This is a genomic window from Providencia sp. PROV129, assembly GCF_028482245.1.
In the GTDB taxonomy this organism is placed as follows: Bacteria; Pseudomonadota; Gammaproteobacteria; order Enterobacterales; family Enterobacteriaceae; genus Providencia; species Providencia vermicola.
Genome location: NZ_JAMPQD010000020.1, coordinates 110,916 through 136,005 on the forward strand (window position 1 = coordinate 110,916; position 25,090 = coordinate 136,005).

The 25,090-nt window shown below is 42.8% G+C and carries 20 protein-coding genes; 13 read left to right on the plus strand and 7 right to left on the minus strand.

Annotated elements, in window-relative coordinates; translation table 11 throughout:
• Positions 1-13 precede the first annotated feature (13 nt).
• On the minus strand, positions 14-1,642 hold the full coding sequence (gene mdlC, locus PSF27_RS15010) for a benzoylformate decarboxylase (RefSeq protein ID WP_272681786.1): 1,629 nt from the start codon (positions 1,640-1,642) through the stop codon (positions 14-16).
• 853 nt (positions 1,643-2,495) lie between these two features.
• Between mdlC and gltS the strand changes: the two genes are divergently transcribed.
• The 4 genes from gltS (at position 2,496) to PSF27_RS15030 (ending at position 6,449) form a co-directional block, all read left to right on the plus strand.
• Positions 2,496-3,701, plus strand: coding sequence for a sodium/glutamate symporter (gene gltS, locus PSF27_RS15015; protein ID WP_206086840.1), 1,206 nt, complete (start codon positions 2,496-2,498; stop codon positions 3,699-3,701).
• A gap of 185 nt (positions 3,702-3,886) precedes the next feature.
• Positions 3,887-4,795 (plus strand): LysR family transcriptional regulator, encoded by a 909-nt coding sequence (locus PSF27_RS15020; RefSeq protein WP_206086841.1) that lies wholly within the window; start codon positions 3,887-3,889, stop codon positions 4,793-4,795.
• Positions 4,796-4,851: 56 nt separating this feature from the next.
• The gene (locus PSF27_RS15025) at positions 4,852-6,093 is read left to right on the plus strand and encodes a D-amino acid dehydrogenase (RefSeq protein WP_272681787.1); all 1,242 of its coding nucleotides are present in this window, start codon (positions 4,852-4,854) and stop codon (positions 6,091-6,093) included.
• Positions 6,094-6,095: 2 nt separating this feature from the next.
• The gene (locus PSF27_RS15030) at positions 6,096-6,449 is read left to right on the plus strand and encodes a RidA family protein (RefSeq protein ID WP_206086844.1); all 354 of its coding nucleotides are present in this window, start codon (positions 6,096-6,098) and stop codon (positions 6,447-6,449) included.
• A gap of 57 nt (positions 6,450-6,506) precedes the next feature.
• Here PSF27_RS15030 and PSF27_RS15035 read toward each other — a convergent pair whose 3' ends face one another.
• A complete protein-coding gene (locus PSF27_RS15035; RefSeq protein ID WP_206086845.1) occupies positions 6,507-7,520 on the minus strand; it encodes an XdhC family protein in 1,014 nt (337 codons plus the stop codon).
• An 8-nt stretch (positions 7,521-7,528) separates the two neighbouring features.
• Positions 7,529-8,092 carry a nucleotidyltransferase family protein gene (locus PSF27_RS15040; protein ID WP_272681788.1) on the minus strand — a complete coding sequence of 188 codons (564 nt, stop codon included), beginning with the start codon at positions 8,090-8,092 and terminating at the stop codon, positions 7,529-7,531.
• A 194-nt stretch (positions 8,093-8,286) separates the two neighbouring features.
• Between PSF27_RS15040 and PSF27_RS15045 the strand changes: the two genes are divergently transcribed.
• The 6 genes from PSF27_RS15045 to PSF27_RS15070 all read left to right on the plus strand — a co-directional run bounded on the left by PSF27_RS15045 (position 8,287) and on the right by PSF27_RS15070 (position 18,098).
• The gene (locus tag PSF27_RS15045) at positions 8,287-11,082 is read left to right on the plus strand and encodes a xanthine dehydrogenase family protein molybdopterin-binding subunit (RefSeq protein ID WP_206086847.1); all 2,796 of its coding nucleotides are present in this window, start codon (positions 8,287-8,289) and stop codon (positions 11,080-11,082) included.
• Complete coding sequence (locus PSF27_RS15050) at positions 11,079-11,630, plus strand: (2Fe-2S)-binding protein (protein ID WP_206086848.1); 552 nt, start codon at positions 11,079-11,081, stop codon at positions 11,628-11,630. Before PSF27_RS15045 ends, PSF27_RS15050 begins: the two co-directional genes overlap by 4 nt.
• Positions 11,627-12,862: a cytochrome c gene (locus PSF27_RS15055; RefSeq protein ID WP_272681789.1), complete on the plus strand. Its 1,236-nt coding sequence runs from the start codon at positions 11,627-11,629 to the stop codon at positions 12,860-12,862. The genes PSF27_RS15050 and PSF27_RS15055 overlap by 4 nt, the downstream gene beginning before the upstream one ends.
• A gap of 423 nt (positions 12,863-13,285) precedes the next feature.
• Positions 13,286-16,204, plus strand: a complete 2,919-nt coding sequence (locus tag PSF27_RS15060) for a xanthine dehydrogenase family protein molybdopterin-binding subunit (RefSeq protein ID WP_272681790.1) — start codon at positions 13,286-13,288, stop codon at positions 16,202-16,204.
• Positions 16,201-16,767: a (2Fe-2S)-binding protein gene (locus PSF27_RS15065; RefSeq protein WP_272681791.1), complete on the plus strand. Its 567-nt coding sequence runs from the start codon at positions 16,201-16,203 to the stop codon at positions 16,765-16,767. Before PSF27_RS15060 ends, PSF27_RS15065 begins: the two co-directional genes overlap by 4 nt.
• Before the next feature lie 11 nt (positions 16,768-16,778).
• Positions 16,779-18,098: a cytochrome c gene (locus PSF27_RS15070; RefSeq protein ID WP_272681792.1), complete on the plus strand. Its 1,320-nt coding sequence runs from the start codon at positions 16,779-16,781 to the stop codon at positions 18,096-18,098.
• 13 nt (positions 18,099-18,111) lie between these two features.
• On the opposite strand, the gene PSF27_RS15075 is transcribed toward PSF27_RS15070, so the two are convergent.
• Positions 18,112-18,258, minus strand: a complete 147-nt coding sequence (locus PSF27_RS15075; protein WP_272681793.1) for a hypothetical protein — start codon at positions 18,256-18,258, stop codon at positions 18,112-18,114.
• An 89-nt stretch (positions 18,259-18,347) separates the two neighbouring features.
• Between PSF27_RS15075 and PSF27_RS15080 the strand changes: the two genes are divergently transcribed.
• Positions 18,348-18,965, plus strand: coding sequence for a Fic/DOC family protein (locus PSF27_RS15080; protein WP_272681794.1), 618 nt, complete (start codon positions 18,348-18,350; stop codon positions 18,963-18,965).
• On the opposite strand, the gene PSF27_RS15085 is transcribed toward PSF27_RS15080, so the two are convergent.
• Positions 18,962-19,126, minus strand: coding sequence for a hypothetical protein (locus tag PSF27_RS15085; RefSeq protein WP_206086854.1), 165 nt, complete (start codon positions 19,124-19,126; stop codon positions 18,962-18,964). The genes PSF27_RS15080 and PSF27_RS15085 overlap by 4 nt on opposite strands.
• A 353-nt stretch (positions 19,127-19,479) precedes the next feature.
• Between PSF27_RS15085 and mutS the strand changes: the two genes are divergently transcribed.
• Both mutS and miaE read left to right on the plus strand, forming a co-directional pair.
• On the plus strand, positions 19,480-22,047 hold the full coding sequence (mutS, locus tag PSF27_RS15090; protein ID WP_272681795.1) for a DNA mismatch repair protein MutS: 2,568 nt from the start codon (positions 19,480-19,482) through the stop codon (positions 22,045-22,047).
• Position 22,048: 1 nt separating this feature from the next.
• Positions 22,049-22,813, plus strand: coding sequence for a tRNA isopentenyl-2-thiomethyl-A-37 hydroxylase MiaE (gene miaE / locus PSF27_RS15095; protein WP_206086856.1), 765 nt, complete (start codon positions 22,049-22,051; stop codon positions 22,811-22,813).
• 79 nt (positions 22,814-22,892) lie between these two features.
• On the opposite strand, the gene rpoS is transcribed toward miaE, so the two are convergent.
• Positions 22,893-23,879 carry an RNA polymerase sigma factor RpoS gene (gene rpoS, locus PSF27_RS15100; protein WP_206086857.1) on the minus strand — a complete coding sequence of 329 codons (987 nt, stop codon included), beginning with the start codon at positions 23,877-23,879 and terminating at the stop codon, positions 22,893-22,895.
• Between the two features lie 54 nt (positions 23,880-23,933).
• Positions 23,934-25,007, minus strand: coding sequence for a murein hydrolase activator NlpD (gene nlpD, locus PSF27_RS15105; RefSeq protein ID WP_206086858.1), 1,074 nt, complete (start codon positions 25,005-25,007; stop codon positions 23,934-23,936).
• Between the last annotated feature and the right edge of the window lie 83 nt (positions 25,008-25,090).

Consider the following 25,090-nt stretch of genomic DNA (forward strand, 5'->3'; position numbering starts at 1 on the left):
AAAGTCACTAACATTAAATGAGTGGTGGAATTGAAGGCAAAATAGGGACTTCAATTACCGTCGGCCCATTACGCTTAAACGCCTCTTCACACGTTTTTTTCACATCCTCCACCGTCTCAGCTCTCACTGCAGTGCAACCATACCCCTTACCTAAAGCCACAATATCTAAGTTTGGAATATCAAGCCCTGGCACGCCTGGGGTCTCTTCCAATACCGCAAATGATTTTAAAATTGCATATTCATTGTTTTTCACAATGATAAACACAATTGGTAAATTCTGCTGCGCTGCACTCCATAAACCTTGAATAGAGTACTGCATGGAGCCATCTCCAATAATGGCCATCACTGGGCGATGACGCCCACTATCCCTTTCTGCTAATGCAATCCCCACACTTGCAGGTAAATTCCAACCTAATGAACCGCTTGCAAATGTATAAAATGAATCAGGGGATTCAATTGGCCATTCACGATGAAGCTCACCTAGGTTTGAAGGTGATTCTTCTACTAAGACAGTCTCTTTCGGTGAAACTTCCCTTAACGTGCGAAATAACTCTGTTGCACTCAATATTGAGCTCTGGCTCGTTTGTTCAGGTGCTGCTGGGTGCGGCGCCAAACCATGAGGCTGTTTCACCACACTGTTTGATGCAGCACGCGGTGCAACTAAGTTGATTAACCCTTCTAGAGCAAGCACCGCATCACTTAATAAGCTATCGCCAACAGGGGCTCTCCCAGCTTCTATGGGGTCATCCGTGATATGCAATAATCGCAACTTTTCAGGAATATAACTCCCTGCAACATAAGGGTAATATCTAAATACTGGCGCACCAATAACAATGGCTAAGTCATGTCCTTCCAGTTTTTCAGATAATGGTTTAGTCGCAAAAGGTAACCCGCCTGCATATAACGGGTGCGTCTCAGGGAATGGCGGGCGTTCAGAAGCAGGCGCCGCCCACACGGGGACATTTAATTTCTCTGCAAACTTAATGCCGATATCCCACCCTTGCCCTCGAGCAATGGCGGAACCATAAATTAGCACGGGGTTCTTTGCATTAGATAACGCAGTGGCAAACTCTTGTAATCGAACAGGATCATAACCAATACGCTGTGGCACTGAACGAACGACTGCCTCTTGTGCTAATGCAGGTTTATCCCAATCATCCAGCGGGATTGACAAAAATACGGGCCCTGCAGGCGGTTGCAGCGCCATCGCATAAGCACGCATAAAAGCCGCGGGGACATCTTCTGCACGTACTGGCTGATAGCTCCATTTTACCCATGGTTTCGGTAAGGTTTCTGGCTCAATATTGGTAAGCCAAGGTTCCATTAATAACATTTCTCGCGTTTGGTTCCCCGCTGTAATGATTAATGGCGTGCGGTTCATATATGCCGTCAAAATATTACTCATGGCGTTGCTTAAACCTGCAGAAGTATGTACGTTGACCATTGCAACCTTACGCATTCCTTGAGCATAACCATCAGCGGCAGCGACAGCGGAGGCTTCTTGCAAGGTTTGGATATAACGAAAATCACTTGGGAAATCTTTCAAGAATGTTTCTTCTGTTGAACCTGGGTTCCCAAAAACGGTTGTAATATCCAACTTACGCAATAAATCAAAGGTGACTTGGCGGATCGTTTTTTGCATTTAAAACACTCCATAAAACAATATTAAAAACACCTAATAAAAAAGAAATTTTGAATTAAAGATATGCTTTTAGATTTGCACACCACTGCATGATTAAACAACCTAAATATAACCTAACCTATTGTAATTAGGCCATCATAGCAAATAATTGACTGACGAGATATCCGAGTAAATTTGACTTTTATATAGGTTTAAAACAATTTAAATAATAATAATCTTATAAAAACAATCTATTAATAAATAAGCCAAATTCGACAGCCTTAATAAGATGGTAAAATAAACCAAATATAAGCCTGAAACAAAATTATCAAATAACGTTTGTTTATTATATTTGTACTTATTCCATTTAAAAGTAACCATCCACAATTTATCATCGATAAAAGATTGATGTATATTACTTAAAATCAAGAGGTTAACAAAATACCTGACACTTAATTGTCGATGTTTTTTTAGACGATGCTTTCGACAAAATTTGCACAATGCATCAAAAATAGATTATGTGCCCCATATTCCACTCCTACCTGTCTATTTTCTTTTATGTTGTACATCACATTTCTTATAATTACTTATGCTGCATGGCGTTCAGATACATCCGTTTAAATTTCATTGTTATATCGCCACCTTCAAATAAATAAGTTCTTTGGAAACCTGCTATTCACGCTACTTCTCGCGATTTTCGCTTAATAAATACCATATTTTCATCCTGCCTAATACACAGCCTAGAGTTAACTAAAGGTTATAGATACCCAAACAAAACTCATTGTTAAACAAAGGTTGCGCAAAGTAGCTTAATTTATCATTAATGTTAAATAACGATAAAAGAAGCTCTGGTAAGCTTATTTGAGGTAAAATAATGATTTTAGATGCCAGCTACACATTATTAGTCGCTTGTTTAGCGCTATTGATTGGGATGTTTGTTGTTAAATACACGCCCTTTTTACAGAAAAACCATATTCCTGAAGCCGTTGTTGGCGGTTTTATTGTGGCCATTATTTTATTGATTATCGATAAAACTGCAGGGTATTCTTTTACTTTCGATGCATCCTTACAAAGTATTCTGATGATCACCTTCTTCTCATCCATTGGGCTAAGTTCGGATTTTTCACGATTAATAAAAGGCGGCAAGCCACTGGTATTATTAACTATCGCCGTCACCATTTTAATTGCAATTCAAAATACTGTGGGTATGGGCATGGCAGTCATGCTAAATGAGAGCCCATTTATTGGCTTAATCGCGGGTTCAATCACCTTAACGGGTGGCCACGGAAACGCGGGGGCTTGGGGGCCAGTATTAGCCGATAAATATGGTGTTACAGGTGCCGTTGAATTAGCGATGGCATGTGCTACTTTAGGTTTAGTATTGGGTGGTTTAATTGGTGGTCCAGTAGCTCGCCATTTATTGAAAAAAGTGACAATCCCAAAAGCCACTGAATTAGAAAAAGAAACGATTGTTGAAGCATTTGAACAACCTAGCGTTAAACGTAAAATCAATGCCAACAATGTCATTGAAACTATCTCAATGCTGATTATCTGTATTGTTGTTGGTGGGTATATTAGTGCCTTATTCAAAGATACAGTTCTGCAATTACCGACCTTCGTTTGGTGTTTATTTGTCGGTATTATCATCCGAAATGTATTAACGCATGTATTTAAACATGAAGTGTTTGAGCCTACCGTTGATGTTCTTGGTAGCGTTGCCTTGTCATTATTCTTAGCGATGGCATTGATGTCTTTAAAATTCGGTCAATTAGCCAGCATGGCAGGCCCTGTTTTATTAATTATTGCTGTGCAAACTGTAGTTATGGTGCTGTTCGCCTGCTTTGTGACCTTTAAGATGATGGGCAAAGACTATGATGCGGTAGTGATTAGCGCGGGACATTGTGGATTCGGTATGGGGGCAACGCCTACTGCTATTGCAAATATGCAAACCGTCACAAAAGCATTTAGCCCGTCCCATAAAGCTTTCTTAGTCGTGCCAATGGTGGGGGCATTTATCGTGGATATTTCAAACAGTATCTTAATTAAAATATTCATCGAAATAGGTACCTATTTCGCCTAACCTACTTTATAAAGTGCCAGTTTATAACCAAAAGGTATAGACTGGCATTTTCCTTTCTCGTTAAAGTATCTCCTTATGCAAAAAATTCTTTTCTCGTATCCCATCACAAAATGACGACCGCATCGGATTAAATAGGATTAATTCGGTAAAATACCTTGATAAACAAAAATGGTAGGTTTCATAGCATGAAATTACGGCATCTTGATATATTTTACGCAGTCATGACTTGTGGTTCTTTAACACGAGCGGCAGAAGTCCTTCATATTTCTCAACCCGCGGCGAGTAAAGCGTTAAAACATGCAGAACAGCAGCTTGGATTGGTTTTATTTCAACGAATTAGAGGAAAACTAATCCCTACAGATGAAGCGAATTTATTGTTTGAAGAGGCAAAAGAAGTTTATCAAAATTTAGATAAGCTCAGAATTTTAGCACAAAATTTATCCCGTAATCCGCAAGGTAAATTAGCTATCGGCTGTTTGCCAAGCCTAGGGTTAAACCTAGTACCCGAAGTCACCGCCCTGTTTATTAAAAAACATCCCAATATAAAACTCACGATTGGAACCCACCACACAACAGATATTCTGCAATTATTAACACAGCAAGATTTGGACATTGGTATTGGCTTTAATCTTGAAATCGAAGGGGGGATTACTGTGCTGCCAATTGCTGATATTCCCTTAGTCTATGTTGACAGTCAGCCACCATTACACACCCCCGTTTCCTTAGTTGATATTGACCAAGAACGTTGGATCCATCCTGGCTCTGATTCATTGTCTCAGCTTTTACAAAAGCGTCATCAATTCGCTGAATCAAATATCAGCGTACACACTTACCATATGGCTGCCGAGTTTGTTCAAGCAGGGTTAGGTTGCAGCATTACGGATATTTTCTCAGCAGAACACACACTACCAGAATCGATGATCTATCCGTTAAAAGAAGGACTGCGATTAGCGGTTTCTGTTTTCCACCGTGCAGATAAACCATTAACCAAAGCCGCACAAAATTACGTCAATACATTAGCGTTAACTCTCGAAAAAAGGAATAAAGTCGTTAACCAAAAGTTATACTCTGGTAATGAAAACTCAATTGTTTAGTTAGCCTATTCGCCGTTAAATATTCATTCCTACATTATTATAGGTTGTGGAATATTATGGCTAAACATGTGGTGATTATTGGAGCGGGTGTGATTGGGTTAAGCACCGCATACGCGTTAATTAAAGCGGGTCAAACCGTCACCTTGCTTGAATCTGATTCAGATGTCGGAATGCAAACCAGCTTTGCTAACGGTGGGCAGCTGAGTTACCGCTATGTTTCGCCACTTGCCGATTCTGGCGTTCCCTTACAAGGGCTGCGCTGGATGGGGAAAAACGACTCCCCGTTGAATCTGAAAATAACCCCATCAATTCAGCAATGGTCATGGTTAGCGCAATTTACCCTAGCGTGTAACCGTAAAACCAATAAAATCAATGGTGCACATATTCTGCGCTTATCACTATTAAGCCAAAACATAATGAATATGTGGCGGAAAAATGGTGATATCGCTGACTTTGCTTGGGAAAAATCAGGGAAATTAATTATTCATCGCGATAAAAAAAGCTTTCAAAAAGCGTGTGAAACGGCTGATAGTCAATTTCAAAAAATCTTAACGCCCGCTGAAATTACTGAGTTAGAACCCTCTCTAAAACATATCCAATCACAGCTCGTTGGCGCAATTTATGCCCCTGATGATGAAAGTGCCGATTGTTATTTATTTTGCAAAAACGTGCTGCAATATTTAAACACGCAGCCACAGTTTACTCTCTGCTTGCAACGTAGTGTCAAATCCTTTACCCAACACAATAATTGCATTACTGGAATAGTCACTCACCAGGGAAATATTCAGGCTGATGAGGTTATTGTTTGTGCTGGCAACGGCAGCCGAGAATTACTTAAACCGCTGGGAATTGATGTCCCTATGTTAGGCTTAAAAGGTTATAGTCTTAGCGTTGAATACCCACAAGCTGAGCATTGTGTCCCTAAGATGAATGTGACTGATTATGGTAATAAAATTGTTTATGCCAAATTGAATGACCAACTGCGCATCGCTGCCATGGTCGATATTGGTTATGATGATTCAGGGCTGCGCGATAACCGCGTGAATGCCTTAAAAGACATTGTGAAAAAAACGTTTCCACATTTACCTAAAGTGGATGATGCCCCTGCATGGTATGGGTTACGGCCATCAACACCAAAGGGCCCACCACTATTAGGAAAAACTATCTATAAAAACCTTTGGTTAAATATTGGCCATGGTAGTTTAGGGTTTACTCTAGCTGCGGGCAGTGCAGAAATATTAAGTCAATTGATTACGACAAAAACATCCCCCATTTCTCTTGCAGGATTAACGAGGTAAATATGAGTATTAAACGAAATAATCCAAAGCCACGCCTAGCAGACAGTGTTGAGTTTGGTGGCCTTGTGTACTTATCTGGCCAAGTTCCTAGCGATTTAACGGGTGACATTACACAACAGACTCAAGACGTTCTTGATAAAATTGATGCATTATTAGCAGCAAGTCAAAGCGATAAAACGTGCATTTTATCCGCTCAAGTTTGGATTAAAAATATGCATCGGGACTTTGCTGCATTTAATGCGGTTTGGGAAAGCTGGATGCCTGTTGAGCACAGCCCAGCACGTGCAGCTGTTGAAGCGAATATGGCGCGGGAACAAGTACTTGTAGAAATCATGGTGACTGCTGTACAACGATAACATCAGATATCATTAAAGACAGGGCGATAAACTGGCCGCCCTATCTTAAACTTTAACTTATTGATTTACCGCCGATAAATGATTTTTTATTTGTTTATCGTTCTGGCCTTTCACACCATTTTTGTATGCGACAATGTCTGCCATTATCGCTAACGCAATTTCAGGCGGCGTTTTGCTACCAATTGGAATACCAATAGGCGCGTGAATACGGTCGATTTCCGCCAATGACATTCCGCCAGCGCCCAATAACCGTTCACGTCGACGTGCACTTGTGCGGCTTGACCCCATTGCACCAATATAAAACGCAGGGGTATTCACAGCCTCCATCAATGTTAGGTCATCAATACGAGGATCATGTGTTAAAGAAACAATGGCCGTATTTGGCGTACAACTTTGGGACTCTAAATAACGGGCAGGAAATAATTTAATCACCTCAAACTGGCTAGAAAGCTGCCCAGAAAAACGCCCTAATTCATCCTCACGGTGCTCGCAAATGATCACTTCAAACCCCAATGTTGCCGCAAAACTTGCACAATAAATCCCAACATTCGAGATCCCTGCAATAATTAACCGTGGTGGTGCGGCAATATAAAATTGAATGTCATCACCAACACGCTCTATTTGGGTTGGAATCTGTTGATTATTGGCTGTACTAATTTCACCGCGTTGGGGCAAGATGATTTTTTTATTAATTGCGGTATATCCTAATAGTGCTTGATGTATTTCAGTGAGATAACTAACACTTTCGTCACTCTTAGGTAAATATTCAATTAAAACATCTAAACTACCATCACAAGGCAAATTCACTTTCGCCTCTAATCCACCGCGACCATAGCGAACAATTTGACTACCATTTAGGTATTTCGCATCTTGAATACGCTGAATAAAATCTTCCTCAATACAACCACCTGACAAAGAACCAACATACTGACCATCAGCTTTTGCGACAAGGAGCGACCCTGGGCTGCGAGGAGAAGAACCATACGTACTCAGCACAGTACACAACCAAATGGGCTCTTCTTTTATCCAAGAAAGGGCTTGAGAGATAACAAAAACATCTTCACGCAGCATACTTGCTCCTATTCATTATCAACTATTGGATAATCAATATCTTTAATAACACTTTCATCATTTATCTCTAATTCATAAACAAAATTGTGACGTAATATTGATTTTGCCCCATCATCCCCTGCTAATTTAATTAATTCTGAATAATACTTTGCAGATATTCCCACTGGATGACCAGGCAATCCACCATATACAGGTCTAACGAGCGAATGGTGATTGAGGTTATTGGCAACACAGAGGAGTAGACTGCTACTTATATAAGGCATATCCGCTAATTGAATTAACCAACCATCTAAATAAGATGTATTTTTAATGCCCAACGCTATAGATTCGCCTAATCCATCACTATCCAACAATGAGAATGGAATATTATATTGTAAGCAACTGTGAATAACCCCCTCATTATCAGGCCTGGTTACAACATGAACAGTAAGCTTGCTATCCATTGAATTTAAAAGTGTTTTTTCAAAAACAGTTTGTTCACCTAATAGAAGATTCAATTTACTGCCTTTTCCACCTGCATTTTTAAAACGCTGGCTGCGACCAGCTGCTAATATTAATATGCCAATATTCATAATTGTAATTATTCAGACGTATATTTATTTATGCTCTAATAAATAAGGGATATTCAATAAGATAACAAGTTATTGTTAATAGTAACTTGCCAAGCATTCACAATTAGACAATATTTGAATCAGTATGTAATAATTTTCAGAGTAATGATAAATAAAACAATATAGATGTAATATAATAAGTGTAAGGGTTTATTATGAGCAAAAGCAATGTCGAACTCTCCCGCAGACACTTTCTAAAATGTGCCGTTGTTGCTGGAATTTCAGTGTATCTCGCCCCTTTATATAGCCGCGCTTTTGATGTGCTATTTGAGGAAAAAATTCTTCAGTCCCCAGACTGGAACCCCGTTGATAAGCGAATAAAATTTCGTATTGATGCCTTTTCTAAAGTGCAAGGTGAAAAAGTTTTCGCCAGAGACATCCGAGCACGGGATATTCCCCACTGGCCAAAACAACAAGGCCACGCATTTTTACTCAGAGTGACCCAAGCGGACAAAATTTACCAAGGTTTTAACCTCGATAGGCTCAGCGATGGCTTGATGCCAGACCGCATTGTGACGGCAAGTGACTTAGAAAAAGACGGTGTTGCTTTCCCTGAGTTTTACGGAGAAGACTTGCTTCTTCCCGAAGGGAAAACCCCTGCCTATTTAGGCCAAGCTGTGGCACTGCTCATTTACCATGACTTTGCAAAATTCCGCTTTGCCAAAGAAACGCTTAAATTCCACGATGATATTATTCAATATGGTGCATTTACAGGGCCATTAGAACGTGACCCTTGGGGCACCTATCGTGGAGTACGTATTGGAAGTGAAAACCCTTACGACCCAGATATTTATTCCAGTATGAAAGACATGCCGATATCACCCATTGGGATGAAAAAACATCTTCCCGTATGGCCTGAAGGCCGTGAAGGTGGAAAACTGGATGAAGAAGGTATGTTTTTTGCCGATGCGCTAGCCAAACAATTGGAAAATCCCCCTGAAGACTGGTTAGTCATTAAACGCAAATATTCAACTCAATCCATTGATACCGCTGCATTAGAGCCTGATAATGCCAATGGTTGGTATGATGCAAAAACGCAATCATTCCACCTTGTGATCCCAACTCAGTCACCACAAGAAGTGGCGGCATCGTTGCCTGAAATGCTGGCTAAATCAACGTTCCCAATTAAGCAAATATTCCTACATCCTTGTTTTACAGTGGGTTATGGTTCAAAAGACCACGCCCCATTCCCTTATTATGGCGCCATGGCAACACTATATGGCGATGGCGTACCTATTCGTCTAGCTAATGACCGCTATGAGCAATTCCAATCCAGTATCAAGCGCCACGCTTTCGATATGGATTACACATTAGCCGTCAACAAGAAAACACATAAAATTGAAGCTCTCAGCGCCTCATTTATTGGTGATGGCGGTGGACGCTGTAACTTTACACCATCCGTTGTGATGGTTGGTGCCACGGGAGCACAGGCGATTTATTATATTCCTCGTAGTGACCTTTCTGCAGTTGGTATTGCATCACGAGCGGTCGATGCTGGCTCTGCTCGAGGTTACGGCACACTGCAAGCCATGGCTGCTACCGATATGTTAATGGAGGAAGCTGCGAAGCTGCTCAAGGCTGACCCCATTGAATTTCGCCTAAACAATCTAATCAAATCAGGGATGAAAAATACCCAAGGGGCAATCCCGGGCGGCGCGATCCGTGCCGATGAAGTATTAACGCGCTGCGCAGCTCACCCGATGTGGACCGAAAGGGCCAAACGCAAAGCCGATTACGAAGCCAAAAATAGTGGGAAATTTTTTGGTACAGGGATTTCCTGTGTGCAAAAAGACTTTGGGACAGGCGCGGAATCGTCATTTGCTCGTGTAGAGCTAACGCGAGAAGGCAAAATTGCCATCTACCACAGTGGGGCTGAAATGGGAACGGGCATGTCTACCTCTCAAGCCGTTGTATGCGCAAAATGGCTTGGAAAACCCGCTGAACTTGCTCACTTTTCTGTAGCTGACTGGTCGATTTTGCCTATGATATCAACGGGTAACCCGTTTGCCATGGCACAGGAAGAACAAGACCGCTTAGCGCAAAACCCACTCTGGACGCCAAATTATTGCTCACCGTCAAGTGCCAGTAATTCCGCATACTACTTTACCCACAGTACAGAAGAAGCGGCTCGACTCGTGTTCGAACATGGACTGTGGCCAGCTGCAATGTCAATTTGGCAAGAGGGCATTGGCGGAGGGCAAGCCGCACCATTAGTTGTACGCCGCGAAGATGCACGCTGGGTTGCTGAAGGGCTAACTGCCGATGGATTAGAAGTGTTAAGTTTACAGCGATTAATCGATCGCACCTTTGAAATGGGGGGTGTGACAGGTGCAGTTAGCCACGTATTTAACCGCTGGCAATGGGCTGAAGCCGATTTTAGCATTCAAGGCGAAATGCGCCGCTTACCCGTCGATGGGCTCGCGTTGCGTTTTGCTGAAAAGGATTACCAAGTCTGTCATCGTGAAAAAGCCTATTACCCTGATACGCAAAGAAATAACGCAGGTGTAACCTACTACAGTGCAGTAGCGACTGTCACAGAATTGTCCATTGATAAAGCCACGGGGCAAGTTGAATTACTTGACCATCACACCGTTGTGGAATGCGGTAATTTAATCGTTCCACAACTGGTTTCAGGGCAAATCCAAGGTGGTCTCGCAATGGGTATCGGTCATGCCCTCCATGAATATTTACCTCTGTATGAAGACGGCCCTGGTAATGGAACATGGAACTTCAACCGTTACCATCTTCCACTCGCCAGTGACGTTGCAGTTTGGCAGCAGACCAGTGAAATCCTACCAGGACTCTCAGAAACCGATCCCCCAAAAGGGGTTGCTGAGGTAGTGATGATCCCTGTGGTTTCATCTATCGTCAATGCTATCGCCGATGCAACTGGCCACCATTTCTTGCACCTCCCTGTGCGAGCTAAAGACATTCAAGAGGTATTATCATGAGCTTAAATTTCCTTCCGCTGACATTAACCATTAATGGTCAATCTTATGGGCCAATGGATGTACCTGAAGGCCTCATGATGATTGATTTCCTTCATGAATATGTTGATTTAACGGGTTCACGTCTAGGTTGTGGTCAAGGTATTTGCCACGCCTGCGTGGTGATCTTAGACCACCCTTCAGGTACCAGTGAAGAGATCCGCACCTGCATCACAGGCGCTCACTTTTTTAACAACAAAAGCATTCGTACCATTGAGGGGGCTGCAACTAAAGCGGAAAATGGGGATGTGAAATTATCCCCTGTGCAACAAGCTTTTATTGAGCATTTTAGCTTCCAGTGTGGCTATTGCACTCCTGGTTTTGTCAATGCAGCAACCGTTTTTATTGAGGAACTTCAACGTAACCCAATTAAAGAGGAAGAATTAGAGGAAGCCATTAAGCAGGCTCTGAACAACCATATTTGCCGTTGTACAGGCTACGTTCGTTATTATGATGCGGTGCGAGAAGTTGTTCTTGCCACTCCAGGGCTTATCAAGGAGGCAATCAAATGATCAAAAAAATCATTTTATGGCTGATTGCGATAATTATCGTCGTTTGGGCTGTACTTTACTGGTATGAAAGCCGTACATTGGATGGCCCCCCTCAAAAAGTGACCTCAACTCCCCAAGAAATTGAACGAGGTCGCTACCTGACTCTCGCTAGCGACTGCGCAGCTTGCCATACCAGCACTAACGGCGCACCACTTGCGGGCGGATTTCCCCTTGATACGCCTTTTGGTACCATCTATAGCAGTAACTTGACCCCTTCTGCAGATTTTGGGATTGGCCGCTGGACAAAAGATCAGTTTTATAAGGCGCTAACTCAAGGGATCTCACCGCCGAGTAAACACCTTTACCCTGCGATGCCATATACCTCCTACAAAGGTATAACCCGAGAAGACTCCGATGCAATTTACAGCTACTTGATGAGCCGCCCAGCGGTGGATGTTGCACCCCCCGAAAACTCATTGCCTTTCCCGCTAAATCAGCGCATGGCAATGATTGGTTGGAACCTGCTATTTTTTAACGATAAACCGCTTCCAGACAGCTCTCAAGGTAGCTCTCCTGAATGGCAACGTGGAAAATATTTAGTTAACGTATTGGAACATTGCTCTGAATGCCACACGCCAAGGGGAGCTTTAGGTGAAATGGATTTGGACAACTATATGAAAGGTGGTGCATTAGGGCGCTTTATCGCACCTGACATTACGCCAGAGGCGCTCGCTGCACGTGGCTGGACAAAACAGGATTTACAGCAATTTTTCATGACGGGTATCGCCCCACAAGGTTCAGCCTATAGTGATATGCACCCTGTGATTTACCTGAGTTCACAGCATTTAACTCCTGAAGATAATAGCGCAATCGCCACTTATCTGATGGGCGACAACCCACCGACCACATTGCCACTAAAAATGGGCGAAGGTAACCCACAAGGCCGACAAGTGTATTTAGAAACTTGTTCTGGCTGCCACGCTTACGATGGTGGCGGTAAACCGAATGTGGCCGTTGCGATGAAAGGCAATTCAACATTACGTGATGTAGACAGTACCAATCTGATTAATGCTATTTTGGATGGTTTACCAGAACAACAATTTCCGAATAACCAAAGCCTACAAAGCATGCCAGGTTTTGCGAATAAGCTGAGCGACCAACAAATCAGCGAATTAGTCAATTTTCTACGTGTTGAATGGGGTGGTCAACCTGCTGATGTAACGCCAGAACACGTTAAAGCCTTACGTCAATAACCTAAAAAAGCCAGACTAACAAAATGAACCAGTCAGTCTGGCTTCTCATTAAAATTAATAACAATCAAAAAATAGAATCGTTATATATTTAATTATACATTGAATTTATTTAAAAATAATCAAAATGATTTTACCCCATTAACTCAACATGAATTTTAGGCAGTGATTTTTGTTAAAATTGTCCAATTAAGATTACTCTACCAAGATTATTCACTTTCTTGTATAAAACCCTTTACTCATTTCCCATAACCCTTTATAGATACCCATACTATTTATGTAACTTATTGAGTAATCACATATTAACCATCTAAATGTGATTTGATTTATTTGTCATAAAATAATCTTATATTTAATTATACAAACACATTATTTATTACTACCTCTAATGCAAATCCCCCTAATAATAAAATTTGGGAGTACATAATGACGGGACATATTTCTAGGCGTAATTTTATTAAATTAGGTACCATCGCAGGGATTACCATCATGGTAGGTAAACTCCCTTTTGCCCTTGCGGTTGAATTGGATTCAGATTCACCGAAAACCGACTGGATTGGGCAAAATGGTAAAGCGCGTTTTCGTTGGGATGGCGTTGAAAAAGTCACGGGGAGAAAAAACTTCGCCCGTGATTACCGCGCCAAAGATATTCCAGGCTGGCCAAAAAAACAAAGTTATGCCTTTATGTTAAAAGCCACCAATGCGGATAAAATATTTGAAGGTATTGATATTTCAATGCTAGGGCCAAACTTACAGCCTGATAAAGTCATCTTACAAGAAGACCTCATCCGTGATGGCCTGAATATCCCCCAAGATACAGGGATGGGCAAAGGTTTTTACGGTACCAATGTGCTAGTTCCGTTAGGGGAAACAGCACCAATTATTGGCCACCCAGTTGCCATTTTGATTTACCAAGACTTTGATAAATACAGCGCAGCGCAGCGTATGTTGCGCTTTGCAACGAATACAGTGAAATATGGCGCCGTTACAGGCCCTAAACCACCTGCAAACTATGGGGCAGCCCGCTATGTACGAATTGGTGGGGAAACGCCGCTTTCCCCATCAATTTTCTCCCCTTACCAGGATTCTGGGATTAAAGGCGGTTTTGATGGCAATACACCTGTTTGGCCTCCTTATGACCCTAAACATGCCATCACCGTTCCCCCTGTTATTCGCAAAGATCGTGGTGGAGGCTTTATTCAAGCCCTTCATCAAGCAGAACAACGGCCTGATAAGCAAGAAAGAGCCATGGATTACGCACGGGAAATTGAGCAAGAAATTGCCGCAGCACGCCAAAACCCAGACAAATTTGTGCTTGAACGCCACGGTTTTTCGCAATCCATCGACCCTTGCGCCATGGAGCCTGATAACTGCAACACATGGTATGATGCCAAAACCAAAACTCTGCATATTTTGACGGCGACACAATCTCCCGCAGGTGTCGTCAATGCAGCGGCAGAATTATCGAAAAATAACAAACACTTTCCTGTTGAAAACATTGTTTTATTAACAGGCTCAACGGTGGGCTATGGTTCGAAAGATTATTCGGTTTTTCCATTCTATGCCTTAGTTGCCAGTTTTTACGCAGATGGCCTGCCTGTGCGCATGGCTAATGACCGTTATGAACAGTTCCAAATGGGGATGAAGCGCCATTCGATTGAAATGGACGTGACCATTATCGGCGATAAAAAAACGGGGAAATTTGATGTTTTAAAAGGCACATATAACTGCAATGGCGGAGGGCGTGAAAACTTATCCGTTGCGGTTTCTCATGTTGCGGTACGGGGTGCACAATCTATTTATTATTTCCCAAAATCTGATTTAACCGCGCTCGCCATGGCAACGCCTGCGGTTGAAGCTGGTTCAATGCGAGGTTTTGGGTCGCTGCAATCCATGGCAGTAACTGAGTTGATGGTAGATGAAATAGCGCATAACCTGAATATCGACCCAATAGAGTTACGCCGTCGTAACGCCATTTTAGAAGGTTATCCGAATACCCAAGGTGGCGTAATCGCAGGAGACCCACGCAATGTGGAAATGCTGAACTTGGCAGAAAAGCATCCGATTTGGCAAGATCGTGAGAAAAACAAAACCGAATATGATGCCAAAAACCCTGGCAAGCTGTACGGTGTTGGCTTTGCTCAAGTTCAACAAGTGTATGGTTCTAGCGGCGTACCTACCATCCTTTCCCTTGAATTTGATGCCGACGGTAAACTGACCATGCGCCACTGCATGCAAGAAATCGGCACAGGGGGAACGACTGCTCAACAAGTGATGGTATGGCAAGCTCTCAGTAAAGCTCCTGATGTAGTGGAGTTTGGCGTCACCGAATTTGCTGAATTACCGTTAAAAACCAGCTGGGCAGATCAGAAAAAACAAGACGAACTTGCCAAAAGCGACCCGTATTGGACACCTGCGTTAATCCCTGATATGAGCTCATCCAGTGGAGTCTACTATATCGGTTTTGGCACACGCCAAGCGGGTCACTTCTTACTGGAAAATACCTTATGGCCTGCGGCAAAAAGCATTTGGAGCGAAGGCCCTGGAGGCGGTGCATTTAACGGTCTAAATGTTGAGTTTTCAGATATTCGAGTGGGGCCCGATGGCATTGGAGGTGGTGGTATGAAGCCCATCCCTTTCAATATTTTAGCCAAGCGTGCCCATGAAATGGGACTAATCACGGGGATTGCAGTACATGGTTATTCCAGCTGGCAATGGGCTCGCGCTGATTTTGATATTCCAACCGTGGGGCTAAAAAACCTGCCTCTTGATGCCATATCCATTCGTTATGGTGATGGTGCGCCAAATGAATTGAAAAAACAAATGACAACAGGCGGTTACCACTTTATCAAACGTAAAATGGCGTACTACCCACCGACTCAACGTGCGAAAGCAGACCCAACAACGGTCACTCCCGCGTGTTGCTTAGTCGAGCTCAACGTCAACATTATGACAGGAGAAGTGGATGTAATGCGCCATCATATGATTATGGACCCCGGTACCATGATAGTCCCTGAGCTGGTTTCTGGGCAAATTCAAGGTGGTACGGCAATGGGCATCGGGCATGCATTGATGGAAGAACTGCCACTGTATGAAGATGGCCCGGGTAACGGTACGTGGAACTTTAACCGCTATGTTTTACCCCGTGCAAAAGACGTGGCCGTTTGGCAGCAAACCATCGATTATTTGCCTCCGTTGTCTGAAACCTCGCCGCCGAAAGGTATGGCAGAACTAGGGATGATCCCTATCCTTCCCGCCACTAGCAACGCACTCACCCACGCGACAGGGAAACGTTTTTATGAATTTCCTATTACGGTAGATAAAATTAAAAAGGCCCTCTCATGAATATCAAAAATGCCGTTCCGATTATTGAGCGCAAGCCATTAACCTTAACCATCAATGGTCAAAAAATTGGCCCTGTTGACGTCCCTGTTGGGATGCCAATGATTGAGTTCCTTCATGAATATCTAGACCTAACAGGAACTCACTTTGGTTGCGGACAGGGGATTTGCCACGCCTGCACCATCATGGAAATTCAACCTGATGGCACTACTGTTGAAAGCCGTACCTGTATTTTTGGCGCACACTACTTTAATAACAAAAATATTGTCACTATCGAAGGGCAAGCAAAACTGGATGAACAAGGAAACGTTGTCGAATTGACCCCGATCCAACAAGCGTTTATCGAAAACTTCTCTTTTCAATGTGGCTATTGCGCACCAGGTTTTGTCACAGGAGCCACAGTGTTCCTCGATAAACTCAAAAAGAATCCAGTCAAACGGGTTGACCTTGAACAAGCCATTGAAGAGGCGCTAAATGAGCATATTTGCCGCTGCACTGGGTATGTGCGTTACTACGAAGCTGTGAGGAAAGTCGCCCTCGACACTCCTGGCTGCGTAATTGATTAGGGAGAACGACGATGACTAACTCTCGTTCCATACGTAAAACGCTCTATATCATCATTGTACTATTTGCTGCACTGATGCTTTCAATCCTGTTTGGTGCATTTCGTACCTCCAGCATTGGCCCTGACTTAGACAAACCACTCACCTCGGAAGAAGTCGCAAGGTTAATGCCTCGCGGGCAAGAACTGGCTATTGCAGGGGATTGTTTTGGTTGCCACTCTTTACCTGAGGGGCCTCTAGCCGCTGGTGGACGGGCTATCGGAACACCGTTTGGTACCATTTATTCCACTAATATCACCCCTGATAAACAATTCGGTATCGGTAACTATACGCGTGCCGATTTCCATCGCGCGCTTAAAGATGGCATTGGCAAAGAAAGGGGCAACCTCTACCCTGCAATGCCGTTTGTTTTCACACATATGACAACCTCAGAAGATATTGATGCACTGTATGCGTATGTGATGACCTTGCCGCCAATGGCCGTGGCCAACAAAGAGAATACAGGCGTATTTGTTTTACCTGTTCGCCCGTTTATGAACTTTTGGACGCTACTTAATTTTCCGAAACAAAATGCCCCACACGATCCACAACGCTCTGAGCAATGGAACCGAGGTGCATATATTGTGGAAGGTCTCGCCCACTGCGGAGCCTGCCATTCACCACGTAACCTGATGATGGGCGTAGAATTTTCTCGCTCATTACAAGGGGGGGAAGAAGCGGGTCTTGCAATTCCAGATATCACCGCACAAGCGTTATCTAAACATGGCTATGACACTGCGTCTTTGAGCCAGTTTTTACTGACAGGTAATGCCCCTCAAGGCTCAGCCTTTGCCGATATGAGCACCGTGACGCATTTTTCCACCAGCCAAATGAAGAAAAGCGATGTGGATGACATGGCGATTTACTTAATGACGGACAAGCAAGGAAAGGTGTTAGGCGCTAAAGCACCACCTGCTCCATTACCAGAAGCCAGTCCCCAACCTACCGCGGATATTGGCGCAACAATGGAAACGGGTCGCTTGATGTATATGTCCACTTGTGCGGGTTGCCACGGCATTACAGGTGAAGGCGTACCGAATGGTATTCCGGCTTTAAAAGGCAATGCTATTTTAGCCATGGATAGCCCTGAAACCTTTATCAGCGTAGTATTAACAGGTATCCCGACGACCACATTCCCCAATGGGCAACGCATGTACGCCATGCCAAGCTTTGCCGATGATTTAGACCCAAAAGAAATCGCTGATTTGCTTTCATGGGCACGCGCCGAATGGGGTGGCCAAGGCAACCCCGTTACTGCCGAACAAGTTGAAAAACTGAAAAAATCGATGCAATAACAAAAAACGCCTCTTAAATTAAGGGGCGTTTTTTCACCTGCTCAACGTCGTTAAACTTACTTTCGCACACAAACAAGTAATGCCCACACATTTCAGACTCTTTATCACCAAACTCAAGTTGTCCTCTATCACTTTGGCGTAATACCATAGAGAAATCCATGCGTAGCACGCCAATCAAAGCTAATCATTTGCTTTATTATTAATTCTAGTTCCATTTAACCTAACAATCTGAAGAATGGAAAATATAAGATGAACAAATACGAGGTATCTAATAATGAAGGGAAATTTACCATAGATTCTGATTATGAGGTATTGGCGAATAAGCTAAGACTTTCAAGCATTGATGATATCAATGATGCAGAGATAGTCCTGTTAGAAAAACTGTATCAAGTCATTTTCGAAGAACAATTTCCAACAGAACAAATCACCGTATCACTTATCCAGCGTTGGCACCGCCAATGGCTAGGGAATGTTTACGAGTGGGCAGGTCAGTTACGCACGGTGAATATTAGCAAGGGTGGCTTTATGTTTGCCCCTGCGGGTCGTGTTGCAAAGTTACTCGAACAATTCGAGAAAGAGTACCTAAAGAAATATACGCCATGTACAAATATGAGCCGTGAGCAAACCATAGAAGCTATTGCAACAGTGCATGTGGAATTGATTCTGATTCATCCGTTTAGGGAAGGAAATGGGCGCTTATCGCGCTTACTCGCTGATGTGATGGCCGTACAAAATGGCTTACAAACACTAAATTATGAAAGTTGGTTCTGTCATCCTGAGCAATATATTGCTGCAATCCATGCAGGGATAAACCTTAATTATGAACCAATGAAATATTGGATTAACGAAGCCTTAAAAACAAATTAAATTGCTAATTTCAAATGTCCAAACTTTTCACGTTTCGTTTTCAATTCTTCCTCAAGACGACGAGGCTCCTGCCCTATTTCAATCGCTGTAGACGTTGTCACTGCACGAATAATTTGAATACGTGTCGGTTTTGTTGCTTGAATTAATTCATTCTTTTTCATTGTAGCCTCACTTCAAACGGGCAATAGTGCATTTTATCATCGTGGTTTAATATTAATGACGCTAATTTGATCAGTATGTAAATTTAGAACAGTATGTAAATTTAGAACAGTAAACTCTAGCAAGAATAGCACGCGAGTCATAAATGTCTAAATAGACAACGACACATTTCAGACTCTTTATCACCAAACTCAAGTTGCCCTCTATCACTTTGGCGTAATACCATAGATAAATCCATCCGTAACACGTTTGCCTACTCTCATTTGATGGGATCTGTGGTATTTTATACCCTTTAGTGAACGTTAAACTCGCTCACAGAACTTCGTTAACTCAATACGCTAGAACAGACAACACTATGACTGATAAGCAAAGCTTCGAATCCCACACACCAATGATGCAGCAGTATTTAAAACTAAAAGCACAACATTCAGACATACTGCTGTTTTATCGTATGGGGGACTTTTACGAACTGTTCTTTGATGATGCTAAAAAAGCCTCACAATTACTGGATATCTCCCTAACAAAACGCGGGCAATCTGCGGGTCAACCCATTCCGATGGCGGGTGTACCACACCATGCTGCCGAAGGTTACCTCGCCAAACTGGTGCAAATGGGCGAATCTGTCGCGATTTGCGAACAAATTGGCGACCCAGCGACCAGTAAAGGCCCCGTTGAGCGCCAAGTGGTACGCATTGTCACACCAGGCACCATCACCGATGAAGCATTATTAAATGAACGCCAAGACAATCTACTCGCCGCAGTATGGCAAGATCCTCAAGGCTACGGCTTTGCCACACTAGACATCACGTCAGGCCGCTTTATTATCAGCGAAATTTCTGATGAAGAAACCCTGCAAGCCGAGTTACAGCGTACGCGCCCTGCAGAGCTTTTGTACCCAGAAGATTTCGCCAGTATGTCCTTGATTGAACATAATAAAGGCTTACGTCGCCGTCCATTATGGGAATATGAACTGGATACGGCAAAACAACAGCTTGGATTGCAATTTGGCACCAAAGATTTAATCGGTTTTGGCGTAGAGAATGCCCATAAAGCCCTACGTGCTGCAGGTTGTTTGCTGCAGTATGTCAAAGATACCCAACGCACTTCGCTACCACATATCCGCAGTATTGTGATGGAAAAACAAAATGATAATGTCATTTTGGATGCGGCAACACGCCGTAATCTAGAAATCACCCAAAACCTTGCGGGTGGCACTGAAAATACACTCGCCTCTATTTTAGACATGTGCGTAACACCAATGGGTAGCCGCATGCTAAAACGCTGGTTACATACCCCACTGCGTAATATCCAAGTATTGAATAACCGCCAGCAAGCAATTAGCGCTTTGCAGGAACACGGTTTTGAATTACAACCGTTTTTACGCCAAATTGGTGACTTAGAACGCGTTCTTGCTCGCCTTGCACTGCGTTCTGCGCGACCACGTGATTTAACTCGTATGCGTTATGCATTCCAGCAATATAGCGATATACATCAAATTCTTAGCCAATCCAGTAGCCCGTATTTAAAAGAACTACAAAGCCGAATTGGGCAATTTGATGAACTGCAAAGTTTATTGGAAACCGCAATTATCGATGCTCCCCCTGTATTAGTACGTGACGGTGGTGTGATTGCCCCTGGTTACAATAGCGAACTCGATGAATGGCGTGCTTTGGCCGATGGCGCGACAGATTACCTCGACCGATTAGAAATTCGCGAGCGCGAAAAATTAGGTATCGACACCTTAAAAGTTGGTTATAACGCGGTTCATGGTTATTATATCCAAGTCAGCCGCGGCCAAAGTCATCTCACGCCAATTCACTATGTACGTCGCCAAACCTTAAAAAATGCTGAACGCTACATTATTCCTGAGCTCAAAGAGTATGAAGATAAGGTTCTAACCTCTAAAGGGAAAGCATTAGCCATCGAAAAAGAGCTATATGACGAACTGTTTGATATGCTACTTCCACACCTTGCTGCGTTACAAACCAGTGCAGAGGCATTATCAGAACTCGATGTCTTAACCAACCTTGCTGAACGCGCAGAAACATTAGGTTATGCCTGCCCACAACTCACTGAAAAAGCAGGTATTCAGATTACAGAAGGCCGCCATCCAGTCGTTGAACAAGTATTAAGTGAGCCGTTTATTTCCAACCCGCTTTCATTATCTCCACAGCGCCGTTTGTTGATCATTACAGGGCCAAACATGGGCGGTAAAAGTACCTATATGCGTCAAACTGCGCTGATTACCTTGCTTGCCTATATCGGTAGCTTTGTGCCCGCTAGCAAAGCGGTTATTGGCCCAATTGATCGTATTTTTACTCGTGTAGGTGCCTCGGATGATCTTGCTTCTGGTCGTTCAACATTCATGGTGGAAATGACTGAAACAGCCAATATTTTGCATAATGCAACCGAACACAGCTTGGTCTTGATGGATGAGATCGGTCGTGGTACCTCAACGTATGACGGGCTTTCTCTTGCATGGGCTTGTGCTGAAAACTTAGTCAATAAAATCAAAGCAATGACATTGTTCGCAACCCATTATTTTGAACTGACAACCTTACCTGAAAAACTGGAAGGCGCCGTAAATATCCATCTTGATGCCATTGAGCACGGTGATACCATCGCCTTTATGCACAATGTTCAAGAAGGTGCAGCCAGTAAAAGCTATGGTCTTGCCGTTGCGTCGTTAGCAGGTGTGCCTAAAGAGGTGATTAAACGCGCCAAGCAAAAACTAAAAGAGCTAGAGATTATCTCGAATAATGCCAATGCGAGTCATGTCGATAGCGCACAACTGAGTTTCTTAACAACGGAAGAGGCGGAACCCTCTCCAGTGTTAACCACACTGGATGGCATTGACCCAGATAAGCTGACACCTCGCCAAGCCCTTGATTGGATTTATCGTTTAAAGGATATGAATAACTAACATGGATGAGTATGCGGTGTTACTCGCACCAATTCGGCAATTTTTACAGTGTGAAACCCCAGATGAATGGGTGCAAAAAGCGAGTCAGCCTGAAAACTTACCGATTATCCTTAAAGACCACTTATTGTGCGAGTTAAAAGCCGCGCAAAGTGCTCTATTTTTAATCCGTAAATATGCCGTGGATAAAGACAGTGCGGCTACGTTACTCGAATGGTTTAAACCCTATGAGGCTTTTGCTTACGATAGAATTGGTGATGTTCACACTTTAAGAAATAAAAACCAGATTTCCAAACAGATACTGGCGCGTAAACAATCACCTTATAGCCAAAATTTAATCGATAAAATGGTGCTGCTCATCAAGGAAGAGTTACATCATTTTTACCAAGTGTTGGAAATCATGCACGAGCGTAATATTCCTTATGATGGCATCACTGCAGGCCGTTATGCCAAAGGATTATTTAGCCATATCGATCCGCACGATCCAAAAACCTTAGTCGATAAGCTGATTATTGGTGCTTATATTGAAGCACGTTCTTGTGAACGGTTTGCAAAATTAGCGCCTTATTTAGATGAACAACTGGCTAATTTTTATATTTCATTATTACGCTCAGAAGCTCGACATTACCAAGACTATTTGCAGTTAGCTCAGTTAATTAGTAAACAAGATATTACTGAGCGTGTTAATTATTTTGGAATCATTGAAGCTGAATTAATTTCAACGCCTGATAATGATTTTAAATTTCATAGCGGTGTTCCCATTAATTAACGCTATGTCTAGTCATAAAAAAATCCCTATAAACTTTCACTTATAGGGATTCTTATTTATCTTTTATCTCATTAACACTCTACATATTGAATAGCGACTCTAATGTCAGTTCTTCGCCATGTAAAATATCTTTTAACCGTCTTAAACCTTCCACCTGAATCTGACGAACTCGTTCACGAGTGAGCCCAATTTCGCGCCCAACCTCTTCAAGAGTTTCTGCTTCATAACCTAAAAGCCCAAAACGACGTGCTAAAACCTCCCTTTGTTTTGGGTTCAATTCATATAACCACTTAACAATATTATCTTTTAAGTCGTTGTCTTGAATTGTATTTTCTGGGCCTGAATCATTATCATCAGACAATACCTCAAGCAAAGATTTCTCTGAGTCCCCTGCAATTGGAGTGTCAACAGATGTAATTCGTTCATTTAAACGCAACATACGGCTGACGTCTTCAACAGGTTTATCTAGCTGTTCAGCGATCTCTTCAGGGCTTGGCTCATGGTCCAATTTTTGGGCTAATTCACGTGCAGTACGAAGATAGATATTGAGTTCTTTTACGATATGAATAGGAAGGCGAATGGTTCGGGTTTGATTCATAATGGCGCGTTCAATCGTTTGACGGATCCACCACGTCGCATACGTCGAAAAACGGAATCCTTTTTCTGGATCAAATTTTTCAACAGCACGAATCAACCCAAGGTTACCCTCTTCAATCAGATCGAGTAAAGCAAGGCCTCGGTTATTATAACGGCGAGATATTTTCACAACTAAGCGAAGGTTACTTTCTATCATGCGCTGGCGTGAAGCTACATCGCCACGCAGTGCACGTCTAGCATAGAAAACTTCTTCTTCTGCTGTGAGGAGTGGTGAAAATCCAATTTCACTTAGATAGATTTGGGTAGCATCCAGAACACGTTGACTCGTGTTCTGGAGTAAATCCATTTCTTCATCCTGTTCAGAAACCAGATCTTCTTCTTTAAACTGACTCTCATCAAAAGCGTCGTCTAAATTGCTTTCGTCAAGGTCATTATATAACTCGTTAACTTTCAGCGAACTTTGGCTCATCAGTGACTCCTACCCTAGATAATGCGGACAGAATGTCAAAGCATTCTGCCCAGTTTATCGTTGCGGTAAATAACGCAACGGGTTTACTGATTTTCCCTTGTAACGAATTTCAAAGTGTAGTCTAACTGAACTTGTACCAGTACTACCCATAGTAGCTATTTTCTGACCTTCAGTTACATCCTGTTGATCGCGCACAAGCAACGTATCGTTGTGTGCGTAAGCACTCAAGTAGTCATCGTTATGTTTTATAATTATTAGATTTCCATATCCACGCAAAGCATTACCTGCGTAAACGACTTTTCCTGGCGCAGAAGCGAGCACAGATTGACCTCGGGAACCGGCAATATCCACCCCTTTGTTCCCGCCTTGGGCATCAGAGAAACCTTCAATCATTTTCCCTTCTGCTGGCCAACGCCATTTTATTGACGAATTATTTGTGCCACTTGCTGCTGTAGAAGCAGTTGATGCAGTAGTCGTATTCGTTGTTGTAGAAACTTGCGTTGCAGGTTTTCTATTATTCGGCAACATCTTACCCGAAGTTTGACCACCACTGTTTGCAGGATACTCATTAGTTGTTCGGAGATCAACTGGTTGCTGATGACTATTTGATGAATTTGACGCCAATTGCGTGCTCGAGTTCACATTTGTATTACCAATATTAATTACCTGACCGACATTTAAGCTGTATGGTTCAGGTATATTGTTTTTCGATGCTAACTCGCGGAAATCATTACCCGTTATATACGCGATATAAAATAACGTATCGCCACGCTGAACAGTATAACTATTCCCACTATAACTGCCTTTTGGAATACTGCCATAATCACGGTTATAAACAATACGACCATCGCTGCTTGTATTTACAGGCGTTGACGTACGGTTTATCGGCTGATTATTCGTATTACTCGATAAGTTTGGACGTGATGATGGCATTGCCGTACTCATCCCTGTGCTGTTTGACGCAGTAGATGTTGTCCTTTGAGCCACTGGCTGACGCGATTGGCTATCATTCACACTCGAAATAGGTGCTGCTGGATGATATGGCGTAGAACACCCTGCCAATAGCGCTCCGCTAAATGAAAAGATGACTGCCCATCGAATTCTGCTTATAGGGCTAACAATTTTCATGCTTCTTCTCCCGTGAAGAAAAATCTGACGCGACAATTCAGTTTTATGTCAGTAATAGAGTTACCATAAAATATTTCACTTAT